General features: G+C 63.9%; 11 protein-coding genes. 6 read left to right on the top strand and 5 right to left on the bottom strand.

The window, feature by feature from the left end:
• The 4 genes from HL666_RS26375 to HL666_RS26360 all read right to left on the bottom strand — a co-directional run.
• On the bottom strand, window positions 1-705 hold a 705-nt coding region (locus tag HL666_RS26375), incomplete at its 3' end, for an Hpt domain-containing protein (RefSeq protein WP_172184408.1).
• A gap of 246 nt (window positions 706-951) precedes the next feature.
• Window positions 952-1,347 carry a flagellar biosynthesis repressor FlbT gene (flbT, locus tag HL666_RS26370; RefSeq protein WP_172115615.1) on the bottom strand — a complete coding sequence of 132 codons (396 nt, stop codon included), beginning with the start codon at window positions 1,345-1,347 and terminating at the stop codon, window positions 952-954.
• 214 nt (window positions 1,348-1,561) lie between these two features.
• A complete protein-coding gene (locus HL666_RS26365; protein WP_172184406.1) occupies window positions 1,562-3,112 on the bottom strand; it encodes a flagellin N-terminal helical domain-containing protein in 1,551 nt (516 codons plus the stop codon).
• A 261-nt stretch (window positions 3,113-3,373) separates the two neighbouring features.
• The gene (locus HL666_RS26360) at window positions 3,374-4,144 is read right to left on the bottom strand and encodes a histidine kinase dimerization/phospho-acceptor domain-containing protein (RefSeq protein ID WP_172112832.1); all 771 of its coding nucleotides are present in this window, start codon (window positions 4,142-4,144) and stop codon (window positions 3,374-3,376) included.
• A gap of 681 nt (window positions 4,145-4,825) precedes the next feature.
• Between HL666_RS26360 and HL666_RS26355 the strand changes: the two genes are divergently transcribed.
• The 5 genes from HL666_RS26355 (at window position 4,826) to HL666_RS26335 (ending at window position 9,856) form a co-directional block, all read left to right on the top strand.
• Complete coding sequence (locus HL666_RS26355; RefSeq protein WP_172133609.1) at window positions 4,826-5,548, top strand: Crp/Fnr family transcriptional regulator; 723 nt, start codon at window positions 4,826-4,828, stop codon at window positions 5,546-5,548.
• 251 nt (window positions 5,549-5,799) lie between these two features.
• Complete coding sequence (locus HL666_RS26350) at window positions 5,800-6,189, top strand: response regulator (RefSeq protein ID WP_006614400.1); 390 nt, start codon at window positions 5,800-5,802, stop codon at window positions 6,187-6,189.
• Window positions 6,190-6,419: 230 nt separating this feature from the next.
• The gene (locus tag HL666_RS26345) at window positions 6,420-6,833 is read left to right on the top strand and encodes a response regulator (protein ID WP_172112834.1); all 414 of its coding nucleotides are present in this window, start codon (window positions 6,420-6,422) and stop codon (window positions 6,831-6,833) included.
• Between the two features lie 6 nt (window positions 6,834-6,839).
• Window positions 6,840-9,392, top strand: coding sequence for a hybrid sensor histidine kinase/response regulator (locus HL666_RS26340; RefSeq protein ID WP_172184404.1), 2,553 nt, complete (start codon window positions 6,840-6,842; stop codon window positions 9,390-9,392).
• Window positions 9,393-9,610: 218 nt separating this feature from the next.
• Entirely contained in the window at window positions 9,611-9,856 is a 246-nt protein-coding gene (locus tag HL666_RS26335; protein WP_172112836.1) for a hypothetical protein, read from the top strand.
• A gap of 126 nt (window positions 9,857-9,982) precedes the next feature.
• Here the strand turns inward: HL666_RS26335 and HL666_RS26330 are convergent, their stop codons facing one another.
• Entirely contained in the window at window positions 9,983-10,585 is a 603-nt protein-coding gene (locus HL666_RS26330) for a response regulator transcription factor (protein ID WP_172184430.1), read from the bottom strand.
• Between the two features lie 312 nt (window positions 10,586-10,897).
• Between HL666_RS26330 and HL666_RS26325 the strand changes: the two genes are divergently transcribed.
• Window positions 10,898-12,046, top strand: a complete 1,149-nt coding sequence (locus tag HL666_RS26325; RefSeq protein WP_172112837.1) for a hypothetical protein — start codon at window positions 10,898-10,900, stop codon at window positions 12,044-12,046.
• Window positions 12,047-12,109: the final 63 nt, after the last annotated feature.

The following is a 12,109-nucleotide window of genomic DNA, read 5'->3' as shown; positions in this document are numbered from 1 at the left end:
GGCGACCTTGTCGTTCTCGTGCACCTCGCCGTCGGCATTGGCCTTGGCCCTCGCCGCCTTCTTCGGCTCGGCCTTGGCGGGCTCGGCCTTCGGCGCAGCCGCTTTCTCGACGGGCTTGGGCTCGGGCGCCTTCTCATGCGCGGGCGGGGTCTCGATCGCGGTCTCGCGGAAGGCGCGCTCCAGCTCGTCGAGCGAGACTTCGCCCGGACGCAGCGGACGTTCCAGCGTCTGGTCGATCAGCGAGCCCTGCGTCACCGCAGGCGCCGGCGGCGCGGCCGGAGCCGCGGGCGCGACCGGCGGCGCAGCCTCACCGGCGGCCATCGCGGCCATGCCGCGCTCGACCATCGCCTCGAGCTCGCTGATGAGGTCGCGGTCCTCGCCTTCGGGCTCGGCCTCATTGGCCTCGAGCTGTCCGAGCAGGTCCTTGATTCGGTCGATCGTGGTCAGGATCAGCGTGACGGCCTCGCCGGTCACCGGCATGCCGTCGCGGAATTTGCCCATCAGGGTTTCGGCAGCATGCGCCAGCGCTTCGAGTCGCGGCAGGCCGAGGAAGCCGCAGGTCCCCTTGATCGTGTGCACCAGGCGGAAGATGTTATCCAGGATCTTGGCGTTGTTCGGCTCCTGCTCGAACCGCACCAACTGATTGTCGACGGTATCCAGGCTCTCGCTGGTCTCCGTCAAGAACTCACGCAACAGATCATCCATGAAACTGGCCTTCCAAGAATTGGCGCTGCGATCGCGGCTCGATCGCTGATCCTGTCAGAGCGACGGTCGGTCCAGTGCTTTCGCCAAGGCGTGCGGATCAAACCGCCCGTCGCTCGGCTCAACGGACTTTCCTCGCTGCCATCGTTAGGCGGGGCCTTTCTCCGTCCCGTTAATTTTAATGTCCGTGCTAATACGGACGAGACCGATGCCGAAGACCTCGCGCCTTCGCTCTGGCTGCCGCCGGACTCAGGTCACCGCTTCGGCCTGAACAACGGCCAAGCTCTCGCGCTCGATCAACGTCCTGATCTCTTTCAACGCCTTGTAGAGCGCGCCTTCCGTGACATGGCGGTCCACGGCCTCAGCCTGGCCGTCGGCTTCCGGAAGCGCTCTGCGCAGCTCGTTCATGCAGGCGAGATAGGACGCGCGATAGCGGATCGCGTCGTTCTTCAAATACATCGTCTGGACGCAGAGATAGAGGCGCTTGGCCGGCGTATCGGCCGTTTCCGCGGTGACGGTGTCACGTTCGCGAAGGATCGGCGCATCGCCTTCGACAATGAAGCGCGCGCGTGTGTTCGAATTCACGATCACGCTGTCGCCGATCACGATTCGTTCGAAAGGCTTCAGCTCGACCCGCAAGGGCATGGCCCAGGTCTCCTCTCGGGAGTCTCCTTTCGGGAGCGGCATCGCCGGCAGGCTGCGCTCTCGTCGACACGAGACTGCCGTTGCACTCGCTCGCCGCGCTTGCCTGCAGCATCCGTCGATTTCGATCGAGCCCGGCGTGAATCCCGGATCGTCTAGCCGAAAGCGGCGGGGACCAGCCCCGCCGCCTCCGATGATGATGAGTGCCGCCCGCGCCTTAGCGCAGCAGCTGCAGCACGCTCGCCTGCGACTGGTTGGCGAGCGACAGCGCGGACACCGCGATCGACTGGCGGGTCGACAGCGCCTGGCTGTTGGCCGCTTCCTCGTTGGTGTCGGCCAGCGTCAGGGTCGACGAACCGGTCTGCAGCACGTTGATCAGGTTCTCGTTGAAGTCCTGACGGACCTGCACGACCGACAGGTTCGAACCCAGCGTGGAGGCCTCGTTGCGCAGCGTGGAGCTCGCCGAGTTGAGCACACCGATGACCTTGTTCGCCGAGTTGTTGTCGAGGAAGTCGGTGCCCGAGGTCAACGTCGAGAGGCCGAGGCCCGCCGAGTTGAACGTGACACCGGTGATCGACAGCGTCGACTTGCCGGTTTCGTTGAAGGTCAGCTTCAGCGTGTCGCCGTTCAGCAGGTTGATGCCGTTGAACGAAGCGTCAGCCGCGGTCGTGTTGATCTGCGCCAGCACGTTGTTGTACTGGGAGACCAGGCTCGCGCGCTGCGTCTGCGCGGTCGTATCAGCCACCGGAGCCGCCGCGGTCAGACCGTTGAAGGCCTGGCTCGATGCTGCCGCCGTGCCACCGATCGTGCCGATCGTGGCCGAGGCCGCGTCGTTGGTGGTGGTGAGCGTGATCTTGCCGGTGGACGAGTCGACGGTGGCCTGCAGGTTGTTGGCTGCGAGCTTCTCGTTGAGGTCGTTCAACGACTTGACCTGTCCTGTGCCCAGGCCGAACGTGATACTGGTCGCCGTGCCACCTCCTGTGGCGCCGACCGTCAACGTCTGTCCTGACAAGCCGTCGCCGACGGCAGTCAACCCGAGCTTGGCCAAGGTGCCGCTGCTGCCCGAGAGCGTCAATCCTGCCGCCGGCGGCGTCAGGGTGATCGCACCTGCGGTGATCGACGCGGTGACGCCGGTCTGGGTCTGGATCGCCGACAGCAGGTTGCTGACGCCGCCGCCGATGCCGATGCCGGTGCCAGTCGAGGACGTGCCGGTGACGACGGTGAAGGTGGTGCCGTTGACGACCAGCGTCTCACCCGAGGTGATACCGGTGGCGAGGTTGTTCGACGCGGTACCCGCCGTGCCCGACAGCTTGGTCGAGCCGGTGATCGCCACTGCGCTCGAGGTGTTGTCGTTGTTCACGGCAGAGCCGGTCACAGCCGTCGAGCTGGAGCCCAGCAGGTCGGTGGCGGTCGCACCGGTCAGAGCCGCCGAGGTCACGTTCGACTTGGTGGAGTAACCCACCGCGCTCTGCAAGACCTGGTTGGCGATCGACTTGGCGCTGTCGACGAGCTTCTGCAGCGAGGTGATGCCGGTGTTGGCGGCCTGCAGGACCTGCACGCCGTTGCCGATACCATCGAGCAGGTTGGAGATGTCGGAAGCGCGGTTGTCGAGACCCTGGGCGGTGAAGAAGTTGGTCGGATTGTCGAGCGCCGAGTTGACCTTCTTGCCCGTGGAGAGGTTGTTCTGCGTGGTGGCGAGGAGCTGAGCCGTCGACTGCAGCGAGAGCAGGTTCTGGCGAACCGACGCAGAGAGTACGATACCTGACATTGTCATTCCCTTCTGGATGAACATGAGTAGTGCTCGCCGAACCGTTCTGTCGGCGACGGGGCAGACTGGTCCCCGGAATCCTACCCGTTCGTTAAATTGAGCCGCGAACGGCGGCGGGCGCGCCCGGCGACCGCGGTTAATCCTAATTGGCTGCTAATCAATTCCGTCAATTGCGGGTGAAGTCGGCAAATTCCCGCGAAACTGGCGCGCTCGCTCGCGGCGTTTGCCAGCGATGCGCCTCCCTCGTTAGGACGACGGTAACTATGAACTGGGCAGGAGAGCCGACGAGGATGGTTCTCGATCCGCACGCGGGAGACTGATCTCGACGCTGGCGGCTTCGCCGTGCGGCTCCTTGAGCTCCAGGCGTCCGTTGGACCGCCTGACGAAATCCTCGACCATCCGGATGTCGTGAAACATCGCCTCGGGCCGCCTGGCGCCTTCCCCAATCGCCGACGCGCGCAGCACGATCACTGCGTCGCGATCGGAGCCGCCGTCCGATGCATGCGAGCCCGTCCTCATCGCCTCGATGTCGATCTTGCCTCCGGCATCCATGCCGTTGCGCGCCGTGATTCCGAGACACAGCAACGCGGCCATCAGCTGGCCGGGATCGACGAACACGGCCGGGACATCCGCGGCTACAGACGTGGTGACCTCGACCTCGGTCCCGAGCGTCGGCCGAAGCAGCCTTCCGACGTCGGTCAGCAGTTCGGCGAGCTCGACGATACATGGACGCGGCGGGCGCCCTCTCGCAAACGACAGAAGCTGCGAGGTCAATCGTGCACCACGCGTCGCCGCCTCGTCGATCAGGCGCGCAACGGCTGCAAGCTCAGGCCTGTCCTCGACGGCCTCGGCGAGAATGTCGATGGTGCCCGTGATCACGGTGAGAATGTTGTTGAAGTCGTGCAGAAGGCCGCCGGCGACCTGACCAACGATCGCCAAGCCCGGATTGACGTCGTGCATCGCCGGCTCAGCGGCCTCGACGCTCGTATTCGAGGAAGGCTGGCCGGCCACTTGATGATGAGAAAGCGCCATGAGTCCTAAGCTACCTGTTGGGGAGGATGGCGGGTTGCCGACAGAACGCACACGGGCCGGCTCCGCTGCCGTGCTCGGCTTCGCCATGGGATTTCACCGTCGTTGCCGACCATCGATCGCGCTCCGGCTGGACGCACCAGGAGCCTGAGAACCTCGCTCCCATCACGACGAGCGATCGTCATCACGGGAAATAGGAGCCGGGCCGATGCCAGCCATTCAGGACGAGAGTTGCATCCGACAGAAAAAGATCCGTCAACGAATCAGCGCGCTTGTTAGCGATTTTGGCCTCAAGATGTCGGCTGTCAATCAGGGCTGGAGCCGGCTGGGTCCCCAGCGCTCATTGGAGCGACCAGATCCAGAGGCGGACGAGCCTCTTCGGTCATCGCCGCTTGTCGGTCATCGCCGCTTGGCAGCCCGGGGCTGGCGGCGCGGGCGCCAAGCTTGGCTCCCGCTTGTATACAGGCTGCGCTCCATCAAATCACCTCAACGCGAGGGTCGAGAGGTAAGAACGTCGATGCATCCGCGAGATGTCTGCACAACAACGAGCACAGCAGGAACCAGCCACTGCTACTGGGAATCTTACCTGGTAATTCTTCTTGTCAGCGGCCGGGACGCGGCTTTATGGAACCATGAGTGCATTGAGATCCGAGAGGCTCTGTGACTGCAATGCAGGAGATGGCTTTGGACCCCAGCTTGCGTTCTCCGAACGGCTTCCTGTCGTCATTGGCTGACGACGATTTCGAGCTGATCCGCCCCTATCTGCGGACCGTCGATCTCGTGCAGGACTCGGTGCTCGCCGAGGTCGGCGAGAAGCTTCCGCGCATCTACTTCCCCCATCGCGGCGTCATCTCGCTCGTCGTCAACCTTGCACGCGGCGAGCGCGTTCAGGTCGCCATGATCGGGCGCGACAGCTTCTTCGGCAGCATGTCGCTGCTTGCTGGGGGTGATCCGGTGGTGCTCAACAGTGCGGCCGTTCTCGTGCCCGGTGTCGCCTCCGTCGTCGACATCGATCGGGTGCGGACCGCTGCGGAGCAAAGCGCGACCTTCCGCTCGCAGATGCTGCAGCATGCGCTTGCCATCTACGTGCAGAGCCAGCAGACGGCCGGTTGCAATGCCGCCCACACGGTCGAGTCGCGGCTGGCGCGCTGCCTGCTGCAGACGCACGATCTTTCTGGCGGCAACAAGCTCTACATCACCCAGGAATCTCTGGCCCAGATGATCGGCGCACGACGCAACAGCGTGTCGCTGGTGGCGAGCACGCTGCAGCAGGCCGACTTCATCCACTATAGCCGCGGCCATATCGAGATCATCGACCTGGAGGGCCTGAAGAAGACGGCCTGCGAATGCTACGGCGCCGTCAAGGGTCAGTACGAGAAGCTGGTGCGCCCGCGCTGTCTGCCCTGAGCAGCCTCGCCTGTCCGGGCAGCCTCGCTCGCCTGCCGGTTGTGGACGGGCCGCCTCACCGAAGAGTCCGTACAACTACGGCTCAAGGCATGATCGCCCCCGTTCGCCCCGACGGAATTAACGCGCTGTTCAACGGGCGCTGATAATTGTCGATGTGCTGACGAGCGCGAGTTCCAAGAAGCGTCGAATAATGTTCGTGCTGATATATCTCGCCCGTGTTCGGCTTTTGACCAAACGCGCGGAGTAATGACATGGCCTTTGATCTGTCGATGCCGATCCTGGTGGTCGATGACTACGCCACTATGATTCGGATCATCCGCAACCTGCTGAAGCAGCTCGGATTCGAGAACGTCGACGACGCCAGCGATGGATCGGCCGCGCTCGCCAAGATGCAGGCAAAGAAGTACGGCCTGGTGATCTCCGACTGGAACATGGAACCGATGACCGGCTACGACCTGCTGCGCGAGGTGCGCGCCAGCCCGGAGCTGTCGAAGACGCCGTTCATCATGATCACGGCCGAATCCAAGACCGAGAACGTCATTGCCGCCAAGAAGGCCGGCGTGAGCAACTATATCGTCAAGCCGTTCAACGCTGCGACGCTCAAGACCAAGATGGAAGCCGTGTTCGGGCCGGCCGAATAGCACGGGCGTTCCGGAATGTGATGTCCAACGGCCGGACCGGGAGTCCGGCCGTTTTGTTTAAGCGAGCGGCGCCTTCGGGATCTCCGAGGTCCCTGCGCCGATCGCGTGCCCCGTGCGCTCCTCCTCCGTAGTTGTACGGAAACCAAAATTTACGAGGGGGTCAGAGCCGGCCGTTAGACAAAACGCTGCTTGCCGATAACGCTCCAAGCCGGCTGCGGGACAGGGAATTCATGCGCAACGAACTCCTCGTGATCGAAGATGCCGAAGTGCATCTGTCCATTCTGCGGAAGATCGCGGCTCAGGCCGGCTTCAACACGACCGGCGTCAACTCGGTCGACGCTGCGTCCGCCGTGTTGCAGAAGAGACATTTCGACTGCGTGACGCTCGATCTCTCGCTGGGCGAGCGATCCGGCACCGAGGTTCTGGATCGCCTCGCGGAGCTGAAATTTCGTGGTCCGGTGCTGATCATCAGCGCCTCCGAGGAAGACGCGCTCTACGCTTCCGTCCGTATCGCGAACTTTCTCGAACTGAACGTCTACCCCCCCTTCTCCAAGCCGATCAATCTGACGCTGCTCCGACAGACGTTGAAGCAGATCGCACACGACACCGACCGCCAGAGGCTGGTCAGAGCGGCGGGCTGGTAGCAGACAATGAGCAACAAGAAACGTTTTCTGGGGGCGCCTGCCGCGATCGCGCTCATCCTCATCTGCGTCATTGCCGGCAGCAACCTGTTCTTCCTGACCAATCTGCGCGAGAACGCGCTTCAGCACGCCGAGGAAGATCTCAGCCGACACAGCCTTACTCTCGCCGAGAATGCCGACCGCTCGGTGAAGTCGGTCGACCTCGTACTCACCAGCGTGCGCGATTATCTTGCACGCGGCGGCGCCATCGACGCCGCGGCGTACCGCAAGGTCGCCTCCGACTACCAGACGCATCTCCTGCTCAAGGAGAAGATCGCCGGATTGCCGCAGATCGATGCGGTCACCTTGATTGACGCGCAAGGCAAGCTCCTGAACTTCTCCCGCTATTGGCCGATCCCCGACGTCAACATCGCCGATCGCGACTACTTCAAGGCGCTGAAGGGCGATCCGGCACTGCAGACCTTCGTCAGCACGCCGGTGCAAAATCGCGGCGACGGCACCTGGAACATCTATTTCGCCCGACGTCTGGACGATTCGAAGGGTGAGTTCATGGGCATGATGCTCGGCGCCATGTCCGTGCCCTACCTGGAGAACTTCTTCGGCTCCACCGCGCTCGGTCTCGAAGCCGCCGTGTCGCTGGTGCGCGAGGATGGCACGCTGCTCGCGCATTTCCCGCCCACGAGCGAGATCGGCAAGCCGACCTCCGGCTTCGGACAGCGCGCACTGTCGGCCGGCGGTGTGCTGCGCGAGCCCTCCGCCAGGACGGGCGAGATGCGCCTGCGGGCGGCGAGGATGCTGCCCAACTATCCCGCGATGATCGTCGTGTCGGTGTTCGAGCACGACGTCCTGAAGGCCTGGCGCGCCATGGCCACGCTGCTGGTCCTCGTATCGCTGGTGAGCGCAATGGCCGTGCTCGCCGCGGCGGTCCTGATCTCGCGCTGGTGGGAACGCCACGAGCACCTGATCGAAGCGGCCGAGGCCGCCAATGCCGCGAAATCCACCTTCGTCGCCATGATGAGCCACGAGATCCGCACGCCGATGAATGCGGTGCTCGGCCTCGCCACTACGCTGCTGGAAACCAACCTCGACCCGGAGCAGCGCCGCTCGGTGGTCGCGATCCACAATGCCGGCGACAATCTGCTCGAGATCCTCAACGACATCCTCGACTTCTCCAAGCTCGAGTCCGGCCAGCTGTCGCTCGAGGACATCGCATTCTCCGCGGAAGCCCTGGTCCACAACACGCTGAGCATCATCGGGCCGCGCGCCTCCGCCAAGGATCTGAAGCTCAGGAACGTCAGCGATCCCACGGTGCCGCCGGCGCTGGTGGGCGATGCCGGCCGCATTCGTCAGATTCTGCTCAACCTCGTGTCAAACGCGGTCAAGTTCACCTCGTCGGGCGAAGTCGTCATCACCACGCGCTGCATCGAAAAGGATGACGAGAAGGCGACGGTCGAGTGGACCGTGACCGACACGGGCATCGGCATCGCCGCCGACAAGATCGGCTCGCTGTTTGCGAATTTCGTGCAGGCCGACAACTCGATCAGCCGGCGCTTCGGCGGCTCAGGACTGGGGCTTGCCATTTGCAAGCGCCTCACCGAGCAGATGGGCGGCGAGATCAAGGTGACCTCGACGCTGGGCAGCGGCTCCACCTTCTCGTTCCGCCTGACGCTGCCGATCGCCGAGGCCGTGGCGGTGCCCGAGCAGAACGATGACAGCATCTACGCCTCGCTGCAGAACCGCATCGCGGCGTTCGGCAGGCCATTGCGCGTGCTGGTGGTCGACGACAATCCGACCAATCGGCTCGTCGCCACCAAGATGCTCAAGGATTTCGACATCCAGACCGACACGGCGTGCGACGGCGCCGAGGCCGTCACCGCCGCCAGCCGCTTCAACTACGACCTGATCCTGATGGACGTCCGCATGCCCGAGATGGACGGCTTCCAGGCGACCCGGACCATTCGTGCGCGGGGCGAGCGCCGCTCCAACGTGCCGATCATCGCCTTCACCGCGAACGCATTCATGGAGGACATCCGCGCCTGCCGCGAGGCCGGGATGAACGACTTCGTCGTCAAGCCCGCGCGCAAGAAGGCACTCGTGGAAGCCATCCTGCGCGTGCTGCCGGCCCCCACGCCGGTCGTGGAGATGGCGGCGTCCGACACAGCTCCGCTGGTGCCGGCCGAGCAGGACGCCGGGCCGGCCGACCTCTCTGCCGACACGGAGGTTGCTCCCGAGCCTGCGCTCGATCGCGAAGCCTATGCGGAGCTGGTCGGAGAGATCGGAGACGATGCCGCGCAGGAGATCCGCGATGTGTTCTTCAGCGAGACGGATGCGCGGCTGAAGCTGTTCCGCAAACTGTCGCTGGATGGCGACCGCATCAAGATCGGCCGCGAGGCGCATTCGCTGAAGAGCGCCGCCGGGACCTTCGGCTACAGGCGTCTGGCGACCTTTGCGCTCGCGCTGGAGAAAAGTGCACCGCGCCTCTCTCCCAAGGAATACTCCGAGCTGCTCGACAACATCGACGCCGCCTACTCCGCCGCGAAGGCCCAGGAGCTGCAGTACTGAACGCACGCTCAGCCACGGCATCGCGCCGGCGCATATCGAGCGTTCGTCGTCGCCGAGACGGGGCCGAGATGACGAACAGGGCGTTCATGGGCGAGATTCGCAGAACGCGATCTTCATATTCCCTACCAATGGGTTGACGCCGTACTTCTACGGCTCACGATTTTCACAATCAACTAATCATGAGCTGCGAGACTGCGGTCACATAGGAGATGTGTCCCATGTTTACTTTTGAAACCGCCGACCAGAAGGAAGTCAGGCGTTTCCGAATTGCGCAGTTCAACGGCCGGACCGCGACCGTGAAATCCGGTGGCGCGACGATCACCGGCCACGTCCGTTCCGTGATGGAAAAGGAAGCAAGCGTACCGCCGCGTTGGACCATTACCATCGTGCCGACGCCGCCAAAGGCCCAGGCGCCGCTGCGGCCGACCTCCCGCGTTCGTCCTTTCGCAGAGGACTATTTCTGATCGTACTGCGAGCCGGACCCCGATCCGTTCGTGCAACGGACCTGATCGGGCTCTCGGCGGAGTACGTCAGCACATGACGACGAGCTCAACCCGCTGCACGGGCGCGCCCCGCCCCCGTGCCGACGGTCATCCGATCTGGTTGAGAAGCGCCGCGCGGACCAGCTCGGCGGTGTTGCGCGCGCCGAGCTTGCGCATGGCCTCGGCCCGATGGCTCTCGAAGGTGCGAGGGCTGATGCCCATCCGCAATGCCCCTTCCTTGTTCGAATGGCCATCGCTGATCAGCTTCAGAACCTCGCGCTCGCGCGGGGTCAGCGATTTGCTGGCACGTCCGGAGCGCACGGAAGCTGCAGCCGGCGCGGGCTCCTGGTCACGCCCGGAGCCCATGCGCGACAGCGGACCGAACTGGCGCTGCGCACCGGAAATCTTGTTCACGAGGGCGCACACGCGCTCGGTCTGCAGCAGCGCGTTGTCGACCACGATCTGCACGTGCCGGCGCTCACCGGGACTGCGGGCAATCTCGTCGCTGCGCTGCTTGATCTCGCCCATGTAGAGCATCAGGGCCGTGAGCGAGCCGTTGAGCTGGCGCGCCAGCGCCAGTGAGTCCTGATCATCGCAGGGCTCCGCCGCGAGCGCCCCCTCACGGGCCACCGCGACGCCGTGGTCGTTAACTTTCGTGGCCGGAACCGGGCCGGCGCGATCGTCAGAAAGGCTGTTGCTGAGCTGTGGCATGCCCCATTCTGGCGCAACCGCGGCTTTATCATGGTTAACATTCGAAACCGTAACAATACGGGATATTTCGGCCAACTCGCGCGATTGTCGATATATTCCCTCAAGAGTTGCAATTCGAGAAGGTTAACCCAGAGCGTCAGTGGGCGTGATCGGCTCCGTCATTTTCCGTCTTCGCAGGCTATCAACTCCATCGTGCATTCCGTCCATTATTTACGGATATTAATTTGGCACCAACTGTTTCGTGGTTCGATGCGCCCGTTCTCGTCCGTTGAGACGAGCCGTTGAGACCTCGAGCAGACAGCCAGATACGCCATGGGACCGGTCGACCGGATCTGGGAATTCCTGCAGCGGTTGTCGCCGTTGACGCGGAGCTGTCTGCTCAGCGAGCTCGAACGACTGGAGCTGAGCGGCGTCGACATGCCCGGGTCGGCCGATCTCCAGGCCCGGTTGCGCGCCGAGATCCGCAATAACGGCGCCGGCGGTCACCGCACCATCAATCCGTCGCGCTACTTCTTCATGCCGGTCGAGCAGCTCCTCATCGACGGCTCGCCGGAGCATGCCAACGAAGGCCGCATTGCCCGCGGTTCGCTGACGCCGATCTGGGAATGGATTTCGCGCGACCTGCTCCCGACCATGGCCCGCGACTACAATGCGCAGATGAGGGATCTGATCGCGGCCGACAAGCAGCGCGAGATCCTCAAGACCGCGAGCGCGTTCCAGACGAAGGTGACGAAGTCGCTGGAAGGTACGCTGGGGCGAGCCGACGGCATCGAGCAGGTTCGCGACAAGCTCAAGGCCTACACGGCCTCTCCGTCTGTGTTCGACGACGTCGTCAAGCTGATGAAGGCGCTGCGCGCCCGCGAGGAGCTGGCGAAATTTGCCGACTCGCTGCCGGACAGGATCGCGGAATTCGACGACCCGCAGGTCAAGAAGATGGCGCTGCTGCTCGACGGCCTCCGCAAGAAGGAGCCCGAGGCGGTGCCCTTTGCGCTGACGCTGGTTGCCAAGCGCCTGAAGGAGCCCTGGCAAGTGATGCGTCTGGCGACCAAGGCGGCGCGCTCCAAGAACGTCGCCGACGTGATCACGGCGCCCTACGCCATGACCGTGCCTATGGTGCTCGACCAGCTCGAGGACAAGCGCCTCGCGCTACGCGTTGCCCTGAAGAACAACCGCGTCGTGACGGCCAAGGAAATTCTGACCAACATCTATGATATCGAATATGCCATCCAGGTTCGCATCGACAGGATCGAGGAGTCGGACTGGGGCCATCGTCTGAGCGCGATCATGAGCAACACGGCCAAGATGGTCCAGGACGAGGTCAAGCGCTTCCCGGACGAGGTCGGACACGTGCTCGGCTCCAACAGGCTGCGCAGCCACCGCTCGTTCGGCGACCGCCTGACCTACATCGCCTGGAAAGGCCGCGACGCCATCAAGACGGCACTGCGCTCGGCAACCGGCTGAGAGACTCGCACTATCGCCCGGACGCGCAAAGCGGGACTCACGAGCTCTCCGCTTCGGGCCACC

Origin of the sequence: Bradyrhizobium aeschynomenes (assembly GCF_013178945.1) — a bacterium.
Classification (GTDB): Bacteria; Pseudomonadota; Alphaproteobacteria; order Rhizobiales; family Xanthobacteraceae; genus Bradyrhizobium; species Bradyrhizobium aeschynomenes.
The sequence above is the reverse complement of the archived record's forward strand: the minus strand, read 5'-3'. Positions and strand labels throughout refer to the sequence as shown.